The sequence below is a fragment of the Amycolatopsis bullii genome, from assembly GCF_014654205.1.
GTDB lineage: Bacteria > Actinomycetota > Actinomycetes > Mycobacteriales > Pseudonocardiaceae > Amycolatopsis > Amycolatopsis plumensis.
In genome coordinates, this window is record NZ_BNAW01000002.1 from 305,702 (window position 1) to 326,135 (window position 20,434).

At 70.9% G+C, this 20,434-nt stretch carries 18 protein-coding genes and 2 pseudogenes; 11 read left to right on the forward strand and 9 right to left on the reverse strand.

The window, feature by feature from the left end:
• Positions 1–186: 186 nt before the first annotated feature.
• Positions 187–972 (forward strand): hypothetical protein, encoded by a 786-nt coding sequence (locus tag IE317_RS03900; protein ID WP_191306640.1) that lies wholly within the window; start codon positions 187–189, stop codon positions 970–972.
• On the opposite strand, the gene IE317_RS03905 is transcribed toward IE317_RS03900, so the two are convergent.
• Together IE317_RS03905 and IE317_RS03910 are read right to left on the reverse strand one after the other, a co-directional pair.
• The gene (locus tag IE317_RS03905; RefSeq protein ID WP_191306641.1) at positions 969–1,850 is read right to left on the reverse strand and encodes a TIGR03854 family LLM class F420-dependent oxidoreductase; all 882 of its coding nucleotides are present in this window, start codon (positions 1,848–1,850) and stop codon (positions 969–971) included. The two genes, IE317_RS03900 and IE317_RS03905, sit on opposite strands and share 4 nt — an antisense overlap.
• Before the next feature lie 35 nt (positions 1,851–1,885).
• The gene (locus IE317_RS03910; protein ID WP_191306642.1) at positions 1,886–2,323 is read right to left on the reverse strand and encodes a MarR family winged helix-turn-helix transcriptional regulator; all 438 of its coding nucleotides are present in this window, start codon (positions 2,321–2,323) and stop codon (positions 1,886–1,888) included.
• Between the two features lie 79 nt (positions 2,324–2,402).
• Here IE317_RS03910 and IE317_RS03915 point away from each other — a divergent pair, with 79 nt between their 5' ends.
• Positions 2,403–2,780, forward strand: coding sequence for a DUF5313 domain-containing protein (locus IE317_RS03915; RefSeq protein ID WP_191306803.1), 378 nt, complete (start codon positions 2,403–2,405; stop codon positions 2,778–2,780).
• A 15-nt stretch (positions 2,781–2,795) separates the two neighbouring features.
• Entirely contained in the window at positions 2,796–3,731 is a 936-nt protein-coding gene (locus tag IE317_RS03920; RefSeq protein WP_191306643.1) for an RluA family pseudouridine synthase, read from the forward strand.
• A gap of 19 nt (positions 3,732–3,750) precedes the next feature.
• On the opposite strand, the gene IE317_RS03925 is transcribed toward IE317_RS03920, so the two are convergent.
• A complete protein-coding gene (locus IE317_RS03925; protein WP_191306804.1) occupies positions 3,751–4,329 on the reverse strand; it encodes a hypothetical protein in 579 nt (192 codons plus the stop codon).
• A gap of 243 nt (positions 4,330–4,572) precedes the next feature.
• On the opposite strand from IE317_RS03925, the gene IE317_RS03930 reads away from it, so the two are divergent.
• The 4 genes from IE317_RS03930 (at position 4,573) to IE317_RS03945 (ending at position 7,264) form a co-directional block, all read left to right on the forward strand.
• A complete protein-coding gene (locus tag IE317_RS03930; protein ID WP_191306644.1) occupies positions 4,573–5,148 on the forward strand; it encodes a dihydrofolate reductase family protein in 576 nt (191 codons plus the stop codon).
• 52 nt (positions 5,149–5,200) lie between these two features.
• Complete coding sequence (locus IE317_RS03935) at positions 5,201–5,590, forward strand: hypothetical protein (protein ID WP_191306645.1); 390 nt, start codon at positions 5,201–5,203, stop codon at positions 5,588–5,590.
• 70 nt (positions 5,591–5,660) lie between these two features.
• Positions 5,661–6,287: an alpha-ketoglutarate-dependent dioxygenase AlkB gene (locus IE317_RS03940; protein WP_191306646.1), complete on the forward strand. Its 627-nt coding sequence runs from the start codon at positions 5,661–5,663 to the stop codon at positions 6,285–6,287.
• A gap of 20 nt (positions 6,288–6,307) precedes the next feature.
• Positions 6,308–7,264: a DUF1152 domain-containing protein gene (locus IE317_RS03945; protein ID WP_191306647.1), complete on the forward strand. Its 957-nt coding sequence runs from the start codon at positions 6,308–6,310 to the stop codon at positions 7,262–7,264.
• 6 nt (positions 7,265–7,270) lie between these two features.
• Here the strand turns inward: IE317_RS03945 and IE317_RS03950 are convergent, their stop codons facing one another.
• From IE317_RS03950 to IE317_RS03960, 3 genes are read right to left on the reverse strand one after another with little or no spacing between them, the layout of a single operon-like run.
• Positions 7,271–8,548 (reverse strand): cytochrome P450, encoded by a 1,278-nt coding sequence (locus IE317_RS03950; RefSeq protein ID WP_191306648.1) that lies wholly within the window; start codon positions 8,546–8,548, stop codon positions 7,271–7,273.
• A gap of 53 nt (positions 8,549–8,601) precedes the next feature.
• The gene (locus IE317_RS03955) at positions 8,602–9,246 is read right to left on the reverse strand and encodes a class I SAM-dependent DNA methyltransferase (RefSeq protein ID WP_191306649.1); all 645 of its coding nucleotides are present in this window, start codon (positions 9,244–9,246) and stop codon (positions 8,602–8,604) included.
• A 10-nt stretch (positions 9,247–9,256) separates the two neighbouring features.
• Positions 9,257–10,906 carry a peptide-N4-asparagine amidase gene (locus IE317_RS03960; protein ID WP_191306805.1) on the reverse strand — a complete coding sequence of 550 codons (1,650 nt, stop codon included), beginning with the start codon at positions 10,904–10,906 and terminating at the stop codon, positions 9,257–9,259.
• A 508-nt stretch (positions 10,907–11,414) separates the two neighbouring features.
• Here IE317_RS03960 and IE317_RS03965 point away from each other — a divergent pair.
• From IE317_RS03965 to IE317_RS03980, 4 genes and pseudogenes are all read left to right on the forward strand, one after another.
• Complete coding sequence (locus tag IE317_RS03965; protein ID WP_191306650.1) at positions 11,415–11,597, forward strand: hypothetical protein; 183 nt, start codon at positions 11,415–11,417, stop codon at positions 11,595–11,597.
• 49 nt (positions 11,598–11,646) lie between these two features.
• Positions 11,647–12,641: pseudogene (locus IE317_RS03970) on the forward strand (LacI family DNA-binding transcriptional regulator).
• Between the two features lie 140 nt (positions 12,642–12,781).
• Positions 12,782–12,982: pseudogene (locus IE317_RS03975) on the forward strand (cold-shock protein); the annotation flags it as partial.
• A 976-nt stretch (positions 12,983–13,958) separates the two neighbouring features.
• Positions 13,959–15,167, forward strand: coding sequence for an MFS transporter (locus IE317_RS03980; RefSeq protein ID WP_191306651.1), 1,209 nt, complete (start codon positions 13,959–13,961; stop codon positions 15,165–15,167).
• Between the two features lie 47 nt (positions 15,168–15,214).
• On the opposite strand, the gene IE317_RS03985 is transcribed toward IE317_RS03980, so the two are convergent.
• Genes IE317_RS03985 through IE317_RS03995 form a run of 3 tightly spaced genes read right to left on the reverse strand, consistent with a single transcriptional unit; the run spans position 15,215 to position 20,339 of the window.
• On the reverse strand, positions 15,215–16,105 hold the full coding sequence (locus tag IE317_RS03985; protein WP_191306652.1) for an ROK family protein: 891 nt from the start codon (positions 16,103–16,105) through the stop codon (positions 15,215–15,217).
• Positions 16,102–18,918 carry a glycosyl hydrolase 2 galactose-binding domain-containing protein gene (locus IE317_RS03990; RefSeq protein ID WP_191306653.1) on the reverse strand — a complete coding sequence of 939 codons (2,817 nt, stop codon included), beginning with the start codon at positions 18,916–18,918 and terminating at the stop codon, positions 16,102–16,104. The genes IE317_RS03985 and IE317_RS03990 overlap by 4 nt, the downstream gene beginning before the upstream one ends.
• Entirely contained in the window at positions 18,915–20,339 is a 1,425-nt protein-coding gene (locus tag IE317_RS03995; protein WP_191306654.1) for an APC family permease, read from the reverse strand. Before IE317_RS03995 ends, IE317_RS03990 begins: the two co-directional genes overlap by 4 nt.
• Positions 20,340–20,434: the final 95 nt, after the last annotated feature.

Sequence of the window (20,434 nt, forward strand, 5' to 3'; positions counted from 1 at the left end):
AAGGTGATGCGGCACCGCTCCGAGACGTCATCCGAGAGCTCCCACCCGAGGCCCGAACTTCCCTGTGTACCTGTCGCCCGCGCGCGACGGCACGGGATGCCGGGGGAATTACCTCGAACGTACGAGAGCAGCAGGGCCGCGGTCCGTCAGAATCTCCAGGTCACCGGCAACCAGGAAGGCCCGACCTTGTCCGTCGAAGAACTCCCGCCCTACCGCGCCCTGCTGGTGGTCGACACGAAGGGGTTCGGCAGCAACCCCGCCGCCACCCAGGCGGTGGTGTCCGCCGCCATCCCCGACGTGCTTTCGCAGGCGTTCACCCGCGCCGGGCTGCGCGAAGTCTGGGAAACCGCGCTGTTCCCGCACGGCACCGGCGACGGTTACGGGCTCGGCTTCGACCCGCGGTTCCTGCCCGCGGTGGTGACCCGGTTCTTCGACGAGCTGCAGGCCGTGCTCGCCGAGCGGGACGCGCGCCTGCGGTCGGCCGCGCGGTCGGTCCGCCTGCGGATGCGGGCCAGCCTGAACGTCGGCCCGATCCTCGAACCGGCGCCGGGCACGACTTCGGCCGCCGCGATCGGCAGTGCCGTGATCACGACGCACCGGCTGCTCGACGCCGACCCGGTGCGCTCGGTGCTGGAGCGCTCCGACCCCGACCAGACGTTCCTCGCGGTGGCGCTGTCGCAGCGGGTCTTCGAAGACGTGCTGGCCAGCGAATACGCGAAGCTGCCCGCGACGAAGGTCGTCCCGGCCGACGTCGCGATCAAGGAGTACCGCGGGACGATCTACCTGTACGTCCCGAACCCGAGCGGGGACCTGCTGCGCCACGGCGCCGGCGGCTACGAGGAGGAGCTGGCCGTGGCCCGGGCCAAGATCGAGCCGACGGCACCGGGCAGCACGACGAACGTGATCAGCGGGACGGTGAGCGGGAGCGCGTTCCAGATCGGCCAGGTCCACGGCAACGTGAACCACGGCTAGTTCTGCAGGGGCACCAGTTCCGCCTGGAACTTCTCCAGGAAGCCGTTGAAATCGGCGTGCGCGGGCCGGATCACGAACTTCGACAGCCCGGCTTCGATGTGTTGCTCCACCAGCCGCCGGGCTTCCGGCCAGCTCGTCGCCACCAGCTCCGGCAGTGGCACGCCGGGGTTCCGCCGGGCCGCCACCGCAGCGAGCTCGTCCGGGATCCCGCGGTCGGCCACCGCGAGGCTGAGCCCGAAGTGGTCCTCCTCGATCTCGCGCCCGGCCTCCGCCGCGGCCCGCTGGATGGCGATGCGGGCGTCGCGGGCTTGCGACGGCGTGTGGAAACTGCCGAGCCAGCCGTCCGCCAGCCGGCCCGTCCGGCGCAGGGCGGCCGGGGCGGAGCCGCCCAGCCAGACGTCGAGGCGCTTCTGCGGGCGCGGACCGAGCCGGACCCGCTCGAGCTGGAAGAACTCGCCGTCGAAGGACACTTCGTCCTCCTCCAGGAGCCGGCGCAGCAGCACGAGGGACTCATCGAAGACCGCGGCGCGGCGGCCGGACGGCACCGGGAAGAGGGCGGCTTCGGCCGCGCGGGCCGGGCGCAGGCCGAACACGGGCAGGACCCGCCGGGGCGCGAGCCCGGCCAGGGAGAGCAGCTGCTTGGCCACCAAGACGGGGTGCCGGCCCGGCAGGATCGCGACGCCGGTGCCGACCTTGAGCTTCGAGGTCCGCGCCAGCGCGTGCGTCATCCCGATCATCGGGTCGACCTCGGGCGAGTAGACCAGTTCGGAGAGCCAGAGCGAGTCGACGCCGGCGTCCTCCAGCCGCTGCGCCAGCCCGGCGAACTCCGCCGGCCCGGTGCCCGCGGCCGGGGCGACGCCCAGCCTGATCTTCAGCACACCGGGTCCAACTCCGTTCCGCGGCCGGGCATTCCTCAGGCCGTCGCGGCGATGACGCGGCTCAGCACGCCGTGCAGCGCTTCCAGCTCGGACACCTCCATGCCGAGCGTCTCCACCACCTTGTACGGGATCTTCTCCGCCTCGGCCCGCAGCGCGCGGCCGGTCTCGGTCAGCTCGACCGTCAGCCGACGCTCGTCCGAGCGGCTGCGGCTGCGGGCGACGTAGCCGAGCGCCTCGAGGCGCTTGAGCAGCGGTGACAGCGTGGCCGGCTCGTGGCGCAGGGCCTCGCCCAGCTCCTTCACCGACCGCGGTGACTGCTCCCACAGGGCGAGCATCACCAGGTACTGCGGGTGGGTCAGCCCGTACGGCTCCAGCAACGGCCGGTAGATCGCGATGACGCTGCGCGAAGCCACCGACAGCGCGAAGCACACCTGCCGGTCCAGCTTCAGGGGATCTTCACCCAGGTCGATCATGGCGCGATCCTAACGTGGCCCACGAGACAATTAGTACACTAACTATTAGTGTACTCTAGCCCTCATGGAACGACCTGGTGTGCTCCGCTGGCTCGGCTACGCGGTCGGGGTCAAGCTGCCGGCCCGCTACAACGATTGGGCGTTGCACGATGCGACGTCGAAGCACTGGCGGGCCCGCTTCGTGCTGCAGCGGTCGATCGGCATCGCGCCGCTGTGCGCGGTGTGGCTGCTGCTGCCCGGCTCGATCTGGCTGCGGTTATCGCTGGTCCTGATGGCCGCGCTGGTCGCGTACTTCTACTCGTGCGCGTACATGGAGGAGAGCGTCGAGCACCGGCTCGGCCGGCAGGGTTTCCCGCACCACACCGGACGCCGCATCCGCGCCGAGGCCGCCGAAGCGAAGAACGCCGAGGCGACCGCCCGCTACCTCGCGCGCTACCGGACGCCGTCCGAGGGTTAGTTACAGTCGGGGACGATGAGACGCAAGCTCCGCCCGCCGATCCCGCCCCGCCACGGGCTGGACCCCGCCCGGCTGAAACTGCCCGACGGCGAGTGGCCGACGCTGCTGGCGCACCTCGTCGACCGGCTGCCGCGCGTCTCGCCCGGGCGGATCGAGCAGATGCTGCGCGAAGAGCGCATCCACGGCACCGACGGCCCGCTCGGCGTCGACACGCCGTACGCGCCCGGCTCGTTCATCTGGTTCCACCGTGACCTGCCGGACGAGGTGCCGGTGCCGTTCGCGATCGACGTCGTGCACCGCGACGAGCACCTGCTCGTCGTCGACAAACCGCACTTCCTGGCGACCATCCCGCGCGGGCAGCACATCCTGGAGACCACGCTCGTGCGGCTGCGCCGCGACCTCGACCTGCCGCACCTGTCCCCCGCGCACCGCCTGGACCGCGTCACCGCCGGGCTGGTGATGTTCGTGATCACGCCGGAGCTGCGCGGCAGGTACCAGACGTTGTTCCGCGACCGCCGGGTGCACAAGGAGTACGAGGCGATCGCGCCGTACGACCCGGCCCTGGACCTGCCGAGGACCGTTCGGAGCCGGATCGTCAAGGACCGCGGGGTGCTGGCCGCCCAGGAGGTGCCGGGCGAGCCCAACGCCGAGACCTACGTCGAGCTGCTCGAGCACCGGGACGGACTGGGCCGGTACCGGCTGGTCCCCTCGACCGGCCGGACCCACCAGCTGCGCGTGCACCTGAGCGGCCTCGGCGTCCCGATCCTCGGCGACGACTTCTACCCGGTCCTGCGCGAGAAACCGCTGGGCGACTTCACCAAACCCCTGCAGCTGCTGGCCAAGGTGCTCGACTTCGACGACCCGCTGACCGGCGCCCACCGCCGCTTCACCAGCGGTCGCCGGCTGTCCGCCTGGGACGACCTCGGCGCCTGGGCGGCGCCCCCGGCGTGACCCGGGGACGCCGCGGGGGTCACTTGTGCCAGAACTTGATCCCGCTCCACTGCACGGTGATCGGCCCCGCGCCGCTCGAGGTGCGGTAGCTGCCGAACTTGTCGTAGTAGCTGCCGCCCGGGCTCGAGATCGTCTGCTTCAGGGAGCCGTTGAGGTACACCTTGTGCGAGCTGCCGACCTGGTTGATCGTGTTGACCCGCACCGACGTGCCGACGGTCGCGCCGCTGCCCAGCGTCGTCCCGCCCTCCACCGCGTATATCCGGCCGCCTTTCTCGACGGCCAGCATGAAGTACGGCCCGGCGTTCGAACCGTCCCGGAAGGTCTGCTTGAGGCTGATCCGGGAGCCGGTCATGCTGGTGATCTTGAAGGAGCCTTCGAACTGGTGGGTGCCGCCGGTGTAGGTGGTGTAGCGGCGTTCCGCGCGCTGGTCGCCGCTGCCGGTCGAGCAGGTGAGCTGGAACGTCAGCCCGGCGATCTGCCCGCACCCCCGCTCCTGCTCGGAGTAGCCCGGCGAGTCCGCCGTCCACGGACCCGTGCCGACCTGGGCGTCCGCCGCCGGGGTGCACACCGCGAGCCCCAGCGCCGCCGCCGCGAGCACGCCCGCACCGTGAAGTCTGCGCACCGTCAACCTCCTGTGTCACTCGAGGCGGCGGTGGCTCGCACAAAGGTCCAGACCTTTATCCGGCGTGGAAGTGACTGTACGAGCCCGCGCGGCGGCGGACAAGACCCACTTTTCGCTCGCGCGGCCGGTCGGAAGTTTTCTCCGGACGCGGTGTCGAATCGCGCTTGTGCCGTTCGACAGACTCTTGGAAGCACGATCAACCCCTCCGAGGAGCCCCGCATGCGCACCCTGATCTCCACCTCGTTCGTTTCGCTCGACGGCGTCGTCGAAGCCCCCGGCGGGGAGCCGGGCTACCGCAACGCGGGCTGGACGTTCAAGGACATCGAGTTCGACCCGGCCGCCTACGCGATCAAGGGCAGCGAGCAGGAGGAAGCCACCGCGCTGCTGCTGGGCCGGGTCAGCTACGAGGCGTTCGCGCCCGTCTGGCCGGGCATGACCGTCGAGTTCGCCGGCTACAACGCGATGCCGAAGTACGTCGTGTCGACCACACTGGCCGAGGCAGACCTGGTCGACAACTGGGGCGAGACGACGATCCTGCGTTCCCTGGACGAGGTCGCGGCGCTCAAGGAGACCGAGGGCGGCCCGATCATCGTCAACGGCAGCGCCACCCTGAACCGCGCCCTGGCCGACGCGGGCCTGATCGATCGCTACCACCTGCTGGTCTTCCCGGTCCTGCTCGGCGCGGGCAAGCGACTGTTCAGCGAGACCGACAAGGACAAGCAGAACCTGAAGCTGGTCGAGAGCGAGGCGTACGGCAACGGGGTGCAGAAGCTCGTCTACGACGTCACGCACTGATCGCCGCTGGCACCGGCCCCGGATCGCGGCACCGCCGTGCGACCATGGCGCCATGGATGCCGTGCCCGCCATCGCCGACCCGTTCGACCCGACCGACGCGGAGATCCGGGCGTGGGCGCACAGCGGCGCCGCGGAGCCGGTGCAGGACTGGGACCTGATGATGGCCGAGCCCAGCCACCTGCCCGTCCTGCTGGAGCTGGTCGCGGACCCCGATTGTCCGAGCCGGGGTCGCCGGACCGCGCTCAGCGCGCTCTACTGCATGGTGGGCCACACCCAACCCCGGGACCAGTTCCTCCAGGCCGCCCGGACCGCAGAGCACTCGGCCGACGCCTGGGCGGCAACCTGGGCGCGGCGGGTGCTCGAGGTCATCGAGCACCCCGAGTCGTTCTCGCGGCCGGACTGGTGCGGCTGGCCCGGGTTCGCGGACCGGCCCACCGGCTGACCCGGGGACCGACGGTTTTCGCGATGTTTCACGTAGAACATCTGTTCGAACATCGTGTACGGTCGGACCCATGACGACTCCGGCCCTGCAGGCCTCGCTGTTCGGCGAATCCGGCCCCGTCACGCTGCACGCCCTGGCCCCGCGCCGGACCGAGCTCGGCTCCGGCGCGTGGGTCGACGTGCAGCCGGGCTGGCTCGCCGGCGCCGACGAGGTGTTCGCCGCACTCGCCACCGGCGTCCCCTGGCAGGCGGAGCGGCGGAAGATGTACGACCGGGTCGTCGACGTCCCGCGGCTGCTGTGCTTCTACCGCGAAACGGAAACCCTCCCCCATCCCGTGCTGGCGGAGGCCCGCGCCGCGCTCAGCGAGCACTACGCGGGCGAGCTCGGCGAGCCGTTCCGCACCGCGGGCCTGTGTTACTACCGCGACGGCCGGGACAGCGTGGCGTGGCACGGCGACACGATCGGCCGCGGCAGCACCGAGGACACGATGGTCGCGATCCTCTCGGTGGGCACGGCCCGCCAGCTGGCCCTGCGCCCCCGCGGCGGCGGCGAGTCGCACCGCTACGCCCTCGGCCACGGCGACCTCATCGTCATGGGCGGCTCGTGCCAGCGCACGTGGGAACACGCGATCCCGAAGACGACCCGGGCGGCCGGGCCGCGGATCAGCATCCAGTTCCGGCCCCGCGGCGTCCGCTGAAAGCTCCGTACGATGGCGGCGTGTTCTCGCTCGCGGAGCCTCCGCTGTTCACCCGGCTGCGGCCCGCCCGCCGGGTCCTGATCGCCGGCGCGGGCGGCGGGTTCGACGTCTACGCCGGCCTCCCGCTCGCCTTCGCGCTGCGTGCCCAGGGCAAGGAGGTCTGCTTCGCGAACCTGGCGTTCAGCGATCTGAACCGCCTCGAGCTGGACGACTGGATCGCGCCGGACGTGGCGCGGGTGCGGCCCGGCAGCGCGGGCGACGACGGCTACTTCCCCGAACGGACCCTCGCCGGGTGGCTCGGAACGCAGGGGTGGCCGCCGGTCGTCCACGCCTTCCCGCGCGTCGGGGCGTGGCCGCTGCGGGAAGCCTACGAAGCCCTGGTCGCGCAGCTCGCCGTCGACGCGGTGGTGCTCGTCGACGGCGGCACGGACATCCTGCTGCGCGGGGACGAATCCGGCCTCGGCACCCCCGAGGAGGACATGACCAGCCTCGCCGCGGTGGCCGCGCTCGAGGGCCTCGACCGGATCGTGGTCAGCCTCGGCTTCGGCATCGACGCCTTCCACGGCGTCTGCCACGCGCACGTGCTGGAGAACCTCGCCGCCCTCGACCGGGCCGGCGGGTACCTGGGCGCGCTGTCGATCCCGTCGGCGTCCCCGGAAGCGGCGGTCTACCTCGACGCCGTCGCGCACGCGAACCGGGCGACCCCGGGCCGGCCGAGCATCGTCCAAGGGCAGATCGCCGCCGCGCTGCGGGGTGAGTTCGGGGACGTGCACGGCAGCACCCGGACCGCGGGCAGCGAGCTGTTCGTCAACCCGCTGATGGGGGTCTACTTCGCCGTGGACCTGCCGGCCCTGGCCGCCGGGGTCGGCTACCTGGCCGAGCTCGCGACCACGAACACCGCCACCGAGGTCGCGCTCGTCATCGAAGCGCACCGGGACCGCGTCCCGCGCCGTCGCCACCGGGCCATCCCGCACTGACCCCCGTCAGTCGACCAGCACCGGCAGCTCGTCCAGACCGTACACAATGGACACCTGACGGAAGGACAGCTGCTCCTCCGGCACCGCGAGCCGCAGGTTCGGGAAGCGGCGGATCAGCGCGGGGTAGGCCGTGCGCAGCTCCATCCGGGCCAGCTCCGCGCCGATGCAGCGGTGGATGCCGTAGCTGAAGGCCAGGTGGGACGTCGGCTCGCGGGTGGCGTCGAACTTCTCCATGTCCGGGCCCAGCTTGGGGTCGCGGTCCGCCGTGGACAGCGACACCAGCACGATGTCGCCCTCGGCGATGCGCACGCCGCCGATCTCCATGTCCTCCCTGGCGAACCGGGGGAACGCCATCTGCACCACGGTCAGGTAGCGCAGCAGCTCCTCGACGAAGCGGTGCACGGACTCGTCGTCACCGCGGACGGCGTCCATCGCCTTCTCGTCGCGCAGCAGCACCAGGGCGCCGAGCGCCAGCATGCTCGCCGTGGTCTCCAGGCCGCCGGTGAGCACGCCGTCGGCCAGGCCGGCCAGCTCGCGGTCGTCGATCTCGTCGCCGTGTTCCTTGATGAGCATGCCGAGCAGGCCGTCGCCGGGCTGTTCGCGCTGCTTCTTGACGATGTCGAGCAGGTACGTCAGCGACTCCGACATGGCGCCGAGCGAGGCACCGGCGCCGCCGAAGAGGTCGAAGCGGGCGGTGCTCAGCCGCTGGAAGTCCTCGCGGTCCTCATAGGACACGCCGAGCAGCTCGCAGATGGTCAGCGACGGGATCGGCAGCGCGAACGCCTGCCACAGGTCGACCGGGCCGTCGGCCGCGGCCATCGCGTCGAGCTGCTCGGCGACGATCTCGTCGATGCGCGGGGCCAGGCGGCTCAGCCGGCGCATGGTGAACTCCGGCGTGAGCAGCTTCCGCAGCCGCGTGTGCACCGGCGGGTCCGCGAAACCGAGCCCGCCCGGGTTCTGGTCGGCGGTCACCCCGGCGTTGCCGACCAGGTTGCCGAAGTCGCTGGAGAACCCGGACGCCTTGCCGAGCACGGCCTTCGCTTCGTCGTAGCCGGTGACGAGCCAGGCGTTCATCCCGAACGGCAGGTCGAGCTTGCCGATCGGCGCCTCGCTCCGCTGCGCGGCCATCGCGGGGACCGGGTCGAGGCCCTCCCGCCGCAGCGGCAGCAGCGCCGAATCGGGCAGGATGGCCGACATCTTTTCGAGGTCGAAGCCCTTTTTCGACTGCCGGGCGAGGTAGCGCCGGCCGACCCAGCCCAAGACTCGTGAGCGGAGACTCCCCATGGGACCGACAGTACCGTACTAGCCCGATCGGGTGACGGCCGGCGAGACCGGGTTCACCCCGGCTTGCGGGCCAGCAGGTACGCCTGCGGTGTCTTCTCGTACGGGCCGTCCGGCTCGCGGACCAGCCGCGCCTCGACGACGAGCCCGGCGGCGACGCACAGCTCGGCCACGAAGTCCGGCTGCAGCCGGTACGCGTCGAAGGCGACGTCGTGGCCGTAGCCCTGGGTGATGCGGCGGCGCTCGTCGCCGACCTGGAACCCGGTCAGCAGCCGTCCGCCCGGCGCCAGCACCCGCGCCAGCTCCGCCACCACCGACGGCAGTTCTTCCGGTGGAGTGTGGATCAGCGAATACCACGCCACCACCCCGGCCAGGGTGTCGTCGCCGAGGTCCAGGGCGGCCATCGAACCGACCTCGAACCGCAGCCCGGGATGCGTCCGCCGGGCCACCTCGACCATGCCGGGCGAGAGGTCGACGCCGAACACGTCCAGCCCGAGCGAGGCCAGGTACCCGGTCAGCCGGCCCGGGCCGCAGCCGAGGTCCCCGACCGGGCCGCTCTTCCCGACCAGTTCGGCGAACGTGCTCAGCATCGCCCGGTCCCACGGGCTCTCGTCGAGCAGGTCCCGCAGCTGCTCGGCGTAGGAGTCGGCGACGGTGTCGTAGGCGGTCCGGGTTTCGGTCACGAAGACAGGTTCGGTCACGCGCCGGACCCTATCCGCGACCACCGACAATTCGGTTCTCGGTGATCAGCCCGTGCTCGCTCGCGACGTAGTGGAAGTACGGCTGGCCCAGGTCGTCGGAGCCGGTGAAGAGCGTCTTCGAGCGGCCGTCTGCTTCGGTGTTCACGCCGTTCGTGCGGGCCAATACGCCCGACGAGGTCAGCCACTCGCGGGACGCGCTCACCGGCCGCCAGTTCCGGCCGTCGCCGGTGGCGTCTCCGAGGATCTTCGTCATCTCCACCGAGCCCGAGATCCGCAGGTTCTGGTCGTCGGTGATGTTCGCGGTCGCGTCCGTGGTCAGCGGGTAGGACCAGGTGTGCCGGGCCGCCGAGCGCGGTCGGCCGTCCACTGTGGACACCGACGTCTGCTGCCCGGAATCGGCCTGCACGACGTGCTGGGTGAAGCCGCCGCCGGTGACGTCGTCGCTGTTGCGGTAGTCGCGGGTGCGCTCGACGCGGGTGTACACCCGGCCGGCGGAGGTGTCGACGTAGCCGGCCGTGACGTCGTCGCGCTTCGCGGTGACGGTGACGTTCACGCCGCCGTCGATGTCCTTGACCGTCGTCTGCCGCACCGGCGCGGCGGCGACGTCGTGCCGGGTCAGGGCACCGGAGGTCTGCGCGGCGTTTTTGTCGGTGTAGAGCAGTAGCGTCGGGACGACGGTGAATTCGCCGCCGATGTCCGGGAAGGAGAACGAGAGGTCATGGGTCCCGCCGTCGACGAGGCGCCCCGCGAACGGCGTCACGTCGTAGGTTTCGGCGTGCAGGCTGAAGGTGTCGATCGCGACGATCGGCCGCCACAGCTGGGGCACGATCCCGCCCGAGTAGATGTGCGGGAAGGTGAACGCGCTCCCGGCCGGCGTGCCGTCGATCGCGAAGTTCGCCTCGCGGTAGGGGCCCTTCCCGCACAGCCCGGCCGCCGGGTACTTCGCCGCGACGTCGTCGGGCACGTCGTCGAACCACTGCTCGTCGCAGGCGTGCCCTTCGAGGGTGACCTCGAGGTAGGCGCGGGTGATGTTGCGCGGCAGGCCCTGGGCGGTGAAGTGCACGGTGGGCGCGGCGGGCGTCGCGTCGGCGTGCCCGAACCCGGCGACGTGGCCGGGGGTTTCCGGTGCGGGGTGCCTGCGGTCGGCCTGGTAGTAGGTGAGCGTCACGGTCTGGGCGTAGACGCCGGTGTAGATCGGCGAGGTGTAGTTCTCGACGCCGCCGTGGAAGGGCTGCGGGGTGCGCAGCAAGACGCTGTAGGGCGTCAGGTCCTTGTCGAAGTGGTAGGTGATCGCGCGGCGGCCCTCGCCGCTGGGCTCCTCGGTCGTCCCCCACCAGACCTCGGTGCCGCCGATCTTCAGGTCGCCGATCCGGTCGTACTGCCGCCCGCTCACGGTGACGGTCTGGTCCATGACGACCTTCGCCCACGGACCGGGGCAGGCCTTCGGCGGGGTGAGAGTGCCCTCGTAGAACTGCGGGCTGCCGTCGGCGGCGTTGGAGCGGAAGCCGTCGGCGAGCGTGACGCTGCAGTGGGGCGTGTCCGGCCGCGTGACCGCGGGCGCGGCGGTGACGGGATTGTCGGTATCGCCTTCCACGACCGGCGAAGCCGAGGCGAGGCCCGGGAGGAGCAGCAGGGAGGACAGGACCGCACCGATCAACACGAGTCGACTCCGCACGCGGCCACCCTATCCCGGCGGATCCCCGACGAACGGCTGGACATCGACCGGACAAAGCCCGGTCACCCGGGGCGCGGCCCTTGGTGACCGCCGGGTGGGATCCGTAGCATGCTCGGCGGGCGAGGGAGGACGGCCGTGAGCAGCCTGAGCGGGGACTTTCCCCTGGCGTTGCTCGCGATCCGCACCGCCGGCGAACTGATCGGGGAACTCGCGATCCTGGACGGGCAGCCCCGGGTCGCGACGGTCACCTGCGCCGGGGGGTCCACGCCCGGCTCGTGCCGCAGGGGAACTTCCGCCAGTTCCTCGCCGGCCACCCCGCAACGTGGCGCTCGCGGTCGGCGGCAAGCTGCGGTGACGGCCACCGTCTTCGTGCACAAGGACGGGGCCATGACGACCTTCCGCGGCGGGAAGCAGCCCAGCGTGGGCAAGATGCTCTGGGGCGGGTTCCGCAGCCAGTACGAAGTCGACATGTCGCTGCGCCGGCTGACGTTGGGTGTCACCCGATGCCCTCGACCGCTGGCAGATCGACGACCAGGTCCGGGTCACGCTCGAGTGGCTCAAGGTCTCGATCAACCGCGTCATCTCCGGCACCGACGAGGCCCGTCAGCTATCGTTCGGCGGTACTCCGCCGGCCCCGGCGGGTGGCCGGGAGAACGGGGCCGCACCCGGGGTCTGAAACGTTTCAGATCGTGATAGGCTCACGCCTTCTCAGCGAGGGGGTCCGGTTGGTCGGCATCAAGGACGTCGCCAAGCGAGCAGGCGTCTCGATCGGCACGGTGTCCAATGTGGTCAACCGGCCGCACGTCGTCGCGGCCGCCACGCGGAGCCGGGTCCTTTCGGTGATCGAGGAGCTCGGGTACGTCCGGGACGAGTCCGCGCGGCAGCTGCGCGCCGGGCGCAGCCGGGTCATGGGACTGCTCGTGCTCGACCTCGGGAACCCCTTCTTCGTCGACGTCGCCCGCGGGGCCGAACAGGCCGCGCACGCCGAGGGCCTCAACATCATCACCTGCAACAGCGGGCAGCGGTCCGAGCTGGAGGCGTCGTACCTGGCGATGTTCGCCGAGCAGCGCGTCCGCGGGGTGCTGCTGAGCCCGGTCGCGACCTCCGGCGAAGCGCTGCGGACGTTCCGCCGCACCGGCACGCCGTACGTCTTCGTCGACCGCAAGGCCCCGGCATCGGAAGCGAGCTCCGTGTCGGTCGACGACGTCGCCGGCGGCGCGCTTGGGGACGGCACCTGCTGGAGACCGGGCACCGGCGGATCGCGTTCGTCAACGGCCCCGCCATCCTCACCCAGTGCCGCGATCGCGAGCAGGGGCTCCGCAACGCGCTGTCCGGTTCCGGCGCGGAACTGACCGTGCTGGAGGCGATCGGCCTCGACGTCTCCTCGGGCCGCGACGCCGGAGCCCGCCTCCTCGGCGCGAGCCCGCGGCCGACGGCGGTGTTCTGCGCGAACGACCTCCTCGCCCTGGGCGTGCTGCAGGCAATGGTCGGCGCGGGCGTCCGCGTCCCGGACGAGATGGCGATCGTCGGCTACGACGACATCGAGTTCGCGGGCGCGGCGGCGGTCCCGCTGACGTCGGTCCGCCAGCCGGCCCGCCGCCTCGGCCGCACGGCCGCGGAACTGCTGCTGGCCGAGACGTCGGATACTAAGCCGGACCGGCAGGCGGTGGTCTTCACCCCGGAGCTCGTCGTCCGCGAGTCGACCCGGGTGCGCCGCTGACCCGCCGGGGCCACGCGCTGGACCATTCGAACGAAGCAGGGCCACGGAGCGTATTCGTTCCGAATCGGTAGTCGATTCCCGCTCGGGTTCGTTGGATATTTTGCCGGACTCGCCGGTCGACTCGCGAAGGATTAGCGCCCATGGCCCACGGCACGGTCAAGTGGTTCAACACCGAAAAGGGCTACGGCTTCATTGCGCAGGACGGTGGCGCCGGGGACGTGTTCGTCCATTACTCGGAGATCGTGGGGCACGGTATCCGCACGCTGGAGGAGAACCAACGTGTGGAATTCGAGGTCGGGCAGGGCGGGAAAGGCCCGCAAGCCCACCGGGTCCGCGCGCTCGTCGGCGGCCCGGCGCACGAGGTCCACGAACGCAACCTCCCACGGCGGCAGACTTCGCCGCGGACGGGCGGCACCCGCGGCTCGACCGGAGGCCCGTCGGCTGTCGAGTTCGGCGTCCAAATCTATCTCGAGTCGGCCGATGGTGCGGCGGAAGTCGACGAGAGCGTACTCGGGATTCTCCGGGAGCTTGGCGCGGAAATCGGCTACCGGCCACCTCCCGTGCTCGGTTCGTGGTTTCGCCGGTTCCGCGTGAAGATCGAAACGGCGGTGACGTCGGACCAATTCGCCGATCTGGCGCGACGCGTGGAACGGTCGCTCGAACTCAAAGCCATCGACGCGCCTCAGGCTGCGGTCGATTCGGCTCAGGCGGGTGCGGCGGCCGACCTGATCCGTTCACTGGAAAGCCAGCGCAACGCCTTGGTGCAGATCGGCTCCCTGCTCTTGGTCAAGATCGACGGTGACCTCATCGTCCGGAACCTCACGCAGCACGAACTCGCGTTCATCCAGAAGAATCCGAGCAGCGCGGCGAACGCGAAGGAAATTCTCGACCGGCTTCAAGGCCTGAGCGCCGAGGAGGTGCGAACGGCCGCGCTCGACCGGCCGCCGGGGCCGGTGCTGCCGGTTCCGGGGCACGAGCGGGGAACAGCCACGCTGACCGGCCGGGTCTGGGTGTCGGGCAATCAGCGCTCCCTCGCGGTGACGAACGCGGGCGCGGTGCCTGTTCGCAATGTCCGGGCCGTCGTCGAGAGTCCGGATGACCGGCACCGGCTCCGCATCTCCGAAGAGGACATGCTGTTCAGCCTGCTCTTGCCGGGGCAAAGCGCGATGCTCGAACTGGTGGGCAGCGGAAGCGCCCGTCCGGTCAGCGTCGCACTCCGCGGCGAAGGTCCGGTCGGCGAAGCTGTCGAATGCATCGTCCAGGTCGACTTCTAGAAATCGTTTGAACCGCGTACGACCTTTCGGCAAGCTCGGGATCATGGCGTCCAGGTGGGTGCGGCTGCAGGCCGTCGCGGTGTCCGGTTCGTCCGCCGAAGGCCTGCTGCTGGCCGCGATCCCCTTGCTGGCCGTCTCGGTCACCACCGATCCGCGCGAAGTCTCGCTGATCAACGTCGTCGGGGAAGCTCCCTGGCTGCTGCTGTCCCTGTTCGCCGGGGTGCTCATCGACCGGGTGCGCCGGACCACCGTGCTGGCCTGGGCCTACGCCGTGCTCGCCGGGGCCGCCGTGGTGCTCGCCGCCGTTGCTTCGGCCGGTGTGCTCAGCCTGCCCGTGCTGCTGGTCGTCGCCTTCGTGATCACCTCGGCGCGGGTCCTCGGGGACGGCGCCAGCGGCGCTCTCGTCCCCGAAGTGGTCGGTCCCGGGCGGCTCGCCCACGCCAACGCGCGGCTCACCGTGATCGACCAGGGCGTCGTGCGGTTCGTCGTGCCGCCGGTGACCGGGTTCCTGATCGCGGTGAGCGGCGGCGCGCCCGCCTGGCTGGCCGTGGCCTGCGCGCTGGCCGCGCTCCTGCTGGCCCGCCGGATCCCCTCGCAGTCCGTCGTGGCGGCGACGACGCACCCGCTGCGGGACCTCTCCGGCGGGCTGCGGCACCTGGTGCGGACGCCGCTGCTGCGGTCGATCACCATCAACGTCGCTCTCGGCTCGTTCGCCGCGAGCGCCGGCAACGCGATGTTCGTCCTCTACGCGACGCAGGTCCTGCACGTCGGCCCGGTCGGCTACGGCCTGCTGCTCGCCTGCCTCGCCGTCGGCTGGGTCGCGTCGTCGTTCGTCGTGCAGAAGGTCGTGGACCGGCTCGGCTACTCGTGGTCGATGCGGTTCTCGCAGGGCTTCGGTGCCGTGGTGACGCTCCTGATCGCCCTCGTCCCGCCGTGGCCGCCGCTGGTGGGCGTCGTGCTGATCTCGCTGACGGCGACCGTGCTGATCTGGAACGTCTGCTCCCAGTCCAGCCGCCAGCGCTTCACGCCGGCGCCGCTGCTGGGCCGGGTGCTCACCAGCCACCGCGCGCTGGCCTGGGGCCTGACGCCGCTGGGCGCGCTGGCCGGCGGCGTGGTCGCGGCGCACTGGGGCCTGCGCGCGGTCTGGGTGATGGCCGCGGGCGTCCAGGCGGTCAGCGCGGTCCTCGTGTGGTTCCAGCTCTCCCCCGCGGCTTTCCGGCGGACCGAAGAACTCGCCGCGGCCGAAGCCTGAAACCGGGTGGTGTGCCGGGTCGGGGCACCGGCACACCACCCGGACGGTCAGCCGCCCAGTGCCAGCGCCACCGCGCCCAGCAGCGCCGCGTCCTGGTCGAAGCGGGCCGCCACCAGCTGCGGCGGGAACGGCACCGCGTGCGCGAGCCGGTCCGCCAGCGCCGGCAGCAGCACGTCCGCCGAGCGCACGAGCCCGCCGCCGACCGCGATGCGCTGCGGGTCCAGGGCGATGGCCAGGTTGGCCACGTGCATCGACAGCTCGTCGAGCGCGGCCGTCACCAGCTCCTTGGCCTCGACGTTCTCCTTGGCCAGCGCGAACAGCTCCCCGGCGGTGACCGGGCGGCCGAGCAGTTCGCTCGCCCGGCCGCCCAGCCCACGCCCACCGACGGCTTCCTCGAGCGGCGCCGCTCCGCTCGCGAAACCCTCGGTGTCCTGCGGCGAGAGCAGGTTGTACCCGATCTCGCCGGCAGCTCCGTTGGCGCCGGTCAGCACCCGGCCGCCGACCAGCACCGCCGCCGCGATGCCGGTGCCCAGTGACAGGAACACCGCCGGGTCGGCCCCGGCCAGCGTGCCCCAGCGCCACTCCGCCAGCGCCGCCGCCTTCGCGTCCGTGCCCACCGAAATCGCCACGCCGGGGAACTCCGCGGCCACCAGCTCCGCCAGCCGCAGCTGTTCCCACCCGGGCACGTTCGGCGCGAGCAGGATGCGGTCCGGCAGCACGATCCCCGGGCTGACGACGCCGATGCAGGCGGCCGTCGCGCCCTCGTCGGCCAGGAGGGCCCTGGCCGCGGCGAGCGCGCGCACCACCACCTGCTCGGCACCCGCGTGCGCGTCGGTGTCCAGCCGGCGGGTCGCCAGCAGGGTGCCGTCGCGATTGGCGAGCCCCAGCGCCACCTTCGTGCCGCCGAAGTCGATCCCGAGAATCCGGTCCTCGCTCACGCGTGCGCCCCTCCTGTCCCCCGCACCACGACCCGGCCGGTGTTGAACCCGTCGACGCTGATCACCGGGGCCGCACCGCGCAGGTCGGCGGCCCGGTAGGTGACGGTCAGCGTCTGCGACTGGCCCGGCCACAGCGTGATGTCGTTGTCGTCCCAGGTCGCGTTCGCGAGCTGGTTGTCCCCCGGCGCCTCGCGCCCGTCCGGCGTGCCGCGGCGGACGTCGGCCCGCAGGAAGAACGCCGCCCCCGGCGTCTTCGAGGTGTTGGTGACCGTCACCGTGGTGACCAGGTCCCCGCCCTGCGCACAAGTCGACGCCACCGCGCTGACCTGCGACTTCGGGAGATTCTGCAGGGCCTGCAGGTTGCCGTACTGCGAGAGCGTCGCCTGCGGGTTCCCGAGGGTCTTGGCCCAGTCGACGACGTCCTTCTGCGTCGAGAGCCAGTAGACGTTCCGGTCGACGACCTTCCCGCCCTGCTTCACCTGCAGCTCCACGAAGTAGACCTGCGCGGGCGCCGGGGCCTTCGTCTCGGCGGGCACCTTCGGCTTCAGGACGCCCGTGCGCACGCCCTGCGAACCCAGGGAGATCCCGGCGGCGGTCTGGTCGTCCAGGACCTGGCCCGCGGTGTCGAGCACCCTGGCCTGCACCGAAACCCCGGACTGCGTTGTCCCACCGAGGTTGTCCAGGGTGACGGACCCGTTGTCGTAGCCATAGATCGCGTGCAGCGGCCTGTTCGCCTTCTGGGCGCCGAAGTACGCGCCCGCCTGGTCGCCGTCGTCGTTGTAGAGCGACCACAGCAGCGTCGGCCAGCCCTTGTTCAGCTGCCAGTACACGACACCGGTCGAGGGGTTGGCCTTGTCCGTCGAGTGGTGCAGGAACGCCTCGAACTGCGAGCGGGTGTTCTCGTAGTTCGCGATGTTCGCCAGGTCCACATAGGACTTCAGCGAGGTCCACTTCCCGTACCGCTGCAGGATCGACTGGTCGAGCGTGTACAACGTGCCGAACGCGTACCCGCCGTGGCCCGGCTCGAAGTTCGCGTGGTACTGGTTGTACGCCGGGTCCTGCCACAGCTTCGCCTGCTCGGCGGGCGAGAGGAACCGCTTGATCGAGTCGAGCGTCGGCACGGTGTGCCCGGCGCTCTGCTCGCTCGCGAAGCCCCACGCGCCACCCGCGTTCGTGCGGGAGGAGTCCTCGGGATCGAAGTGCGAGCTGTCGTACCAGTAGGACGGCGGAACCCAGTCGTACGGGCCCTCCTTTTCCCCGGACTGGCCGAGCGTCGGCGTGCTCTTGTATTCCGCCGAGGCGATCACCGGAACCTGGAAGTCGGCTTCGGCGAACGCCTTCAGCGTCTCGGACTCCTGGCGCGGCACCGGCTCGTTGTCGCTCCAGCCGTAGTTGAAGACGCTCGGGTGGTTCCGCTCCCTCTGCGCGATGGTGTACGCCGAGTCGTGCATGATCCGGTAGTCGCGCTCGGTCAGCGTCGAAGCGTCCTCGGGCTGCCAGGCGTCACAGCACAGGAACCCGCCGATCACCAGCAGGCCGGCCCGGTCGGCCTGGTCGTAGAAGTCCTGCGGCATGTCGTGGCCTTCGAGGCGGACGCCGGACAGGCCGAGGTTCTTGATCAGCGCGATCTGGTGCGCGGTGTCGCCCTTGTCGTAGCGCAGGAACAGGTCCGGGGCGAACCCGCCGCCGCGGAACACGAAGTCCTTGCCGTTGACGGTGAACTGCCGCGCGCCTTCGGGCAGCGGCGCGGACTTGCCGACCAGGCGCGAGGTGACCGTGCGGATGCCGAAGGTGCTCTTCGACGACGTCGACAGCACGCCGCCCTGCGAGACCGCGGTGGTCAGCGTGTACAGCGGCTGGTCGCCCATCGAGTACGGCCACCACACCTTCGGGTGGGCGATCCCGACCGGCGCGAACACGACCGTCCGCTTGGTGTTCGCCGGGATCGTGACGTGCTGCCTGACGACGATCGGCGCGCCGCCCGAGGGCGGGGTGACCGTCGCGGCGACGTCCCCGGTCTGCGCGGTGGCCGCGTTGTTGGTGACGTCCAGCTTCACGGTCAGCTTCGAGCTGGACAGATCGGGCGCGTTGTCCTGGACGACGTGGGCGTTGTCGCCGGTCAGGGCGTCGGAGACCTGCAGGGTGGGCGGGAACTGGAGGCCGGTGTTGTTGTCCGGCGGGATCTGGCCCCAGTCGACCTGGTCGAGCGTGTACATCTTCGTCGGGTCGTTGGGGTAGACCTTGATCGCCAGGGTGTTGCGGCCCGGCTTCACCAGCTTCGTGACGTCGAAGGTGTGCCCGGCGAACGCGCCGCTCACGACGTCCTTCGTGGCGACGAGGGTGCCGTTCACCCAGACGTCACCCTCGCCGACGATGCCCGGGATGGTCAGCTTCGCGTGCTGACCCGGCCGGATGTCCGGGACGAAGTCGGTGCGGTACCACCACGGGTCGGAGAACGGCTTGGTCACCACCGGGCCGAGCTTGTCGACGTACCCGAAGCACTTGCGCATGTTGTCCGAGAAGAAGACGTCCGGGCACTGGCCGTTCTGGACCAGTGCGGTGATCTCGGTGCCGGGCGCGCCGGCGTCGTCCGGCTTCACCGGCAGCCAGCCGCGGGTGGCGTACCCGGGCGTGGAGACCTTCTCGCCGCCGTCCTTGACGCTCGCCGTGGTCAGCACCTGCCAGCCCTGCAGGCCGATCGTGGTGAACCCGTGCGGTTTCGCGAGGTCCTGCTGCGCGGACGCCGGCGCGGCCACGCTCAGCACGCCGGGCACGAGCAGCAGCGCGGCGAGCACCGCGAGCTTCCGGGTCATGCCTGAACCCCTTCCGGTTCGGTGGCGAAAGCTTCCTTGATTTCCTTGGGTCCGAACGGCCAGGTCCCCTCCGACAGGGCGTAAACGAGGTAGGCGAGCACGCCGATGGCGATCCAGCCCAGCGACAGCCAGATCGACAGCCACTCGGCCGACTTGTAGATGTACACCCAGCCGATGAGCGCGATGATCGTCGGCACCGGGTAGAGCCACTGCCGGTACGGCCGCTTCAGGTTCGGCTGACGGCGGCGGAGCACGATGATCGCGGCGACCTGGGCCAGCGACTGGATGATGACCAGGGTCGCGACCGCCGCGTTGATCACCTCGGTCAGGGTGAACAGCGAGCCGATGATCGTGATGGCGCCCATGGTGAGCACGCCCGCGGTCGGCAGGTGCAGCCTCGGGTGCAGCTTGCCGAACACCGGCAGGAACACCTTGTCGCGCGCGGCTTCGAACGGCACGCGCGAGCCGCCGAGCAGCCCGGCGAACACCGACCCGATGGCGGCGATGACGATCAGCACGGTGATGGTCTTGGCGACCCCGGTGCCCCACACCTGTTCCAGCACCGACGACGCGACCGACTTCGCGTCCTTCAGCTGGTCGAGGGGGATCGAGCCGAGCACGCCGACCTGCAGCAGGAAGTACAGGCCCATGATGCCGAGGATGGAGAAGATGATGGAGCGGGGCAGCGTGCGGCCCGGGTCGCGGACCTCGCCGCCGAGGTAGGCGGAGGTGTTGTAGCCGAGGTAGTCGTAGATGGCGATGATCAGGCCCGCGCCGAGGCCGCCCCAGAAGGTGCCGGTGCCCGCCGAGCTGAACGCGCCCGGGGTGAAGGCGAACGCCTGCGTCGCGCTGAAGTGCGAGAAGGCCGCCACGATCGTCGTCAGCACGGCGACGAGCATGACCACGAACAGGACCGTCGTGAGCTTGGAGATCTGGCCGATCTTCCGGAACAGCGCCAGGATGATCACCAGCGTGATGCCGACACCGATGATCTTGCCCAGCGGGGTCGTGCCCGCGTCGTCGGTGACGCCGGGGATCAGGTAGCCGAGGTACTGGACGAGCCCGATGATGCCGGTCGACATGATCAGCGGGATGAACAGCACCGCGCTCCAGACGAACAGGAACGGCATCAGCCGCCCGGTGCGGTACTGGAATGCTTCGCGCAGGTAGAGGTACGTGCCGCCGGCGCCCGGCATGGCGGCGCCGAGTTCGGCCCAGATGAGCCCGTCGGCCAGCGCGACGATCGCCCCGATGATCCAGCCGAACATCGCCTGCGGGCCGCCCATGGTGGCGACCATGGCGGGGATCGTGACGAACGGGCCGATCCCGCACATCTGGGTCATGTTGATCGCGGTGGCCTGCAGCGGACCGATCTTGCGCTCCAGCGCGGGCGGTTCCCCGGATCGAGTGGGTGAACTCACGACGTGCCTCCGACTAGTAGTTAGTAAAGTTTCTTAACATAGAACACCCGAGGCCGGAAGGCTTCCGCGGATAAACTTGCGGTCACTCAGGAGGA

Excerpts from the sequence above, each read along its gene's own strand:
- IE317_RS03910 (WP_191306642.1), bottom strand. The coding sequence starts at position 2,323 with ATGATCGACCTGGGTGAAGATCCCCTGAAGCTGGACCGGCAGGTGTGC.
- IE317_RS03920 (WP_191306643.1), top strand. The coding sequence starts at position 2,796 with ATGAGACGCAAGCTCCGCCCGCCGATCCCGCCCCGCCACGGGCTGGAC.
- IE317_RS03930 (WP_191306644.1), top strand. The coding sequence starts at position 4,573 with ATGCGCACCCTGATCTCCACCTCGTTCGTTTCGCTCGACGGCGTCGTC.
- IE317_RS03935 (WP_191306645.1), top strand. The coding sequence starts at position 5,201 with ATGGATGCCGTGCCCGCCATCGCCGACCCGTTCGACCCGACCGACGCG.
- IE317_RS03940 (WP_191306646.1), top strand. The coding sequence starts at position 5,661 with ATGACGACTCCGGCCCTGCAGGCCTCGCTGTTCGGCGAATCCGGCCCC.
- IE317_RS03950 (WP_191306648.1), bottom strand. The coding sequence starts at position 8,548 with ATGGGGAGTCTCCGCTCACGAGTCTTGGGCTGGGTCGGCCGGCGCTAC.
- IE317_RS03980 (WP_191306651.1), top strand. The coding sequence starts at position 13,959 with ATGGCGTCCAGGTGGGTGCGGCTGCAGGCCGTCGCGGTGTCCGGTTCG.
- IE317_RS03990 (WP_191306653.1), bottom strand. The coding sequence starts at position 18,918 with ATGACCCGGAAGCTCGCGGTGCTCGCCGCGCTGCTGCTCGTGCCCGGC.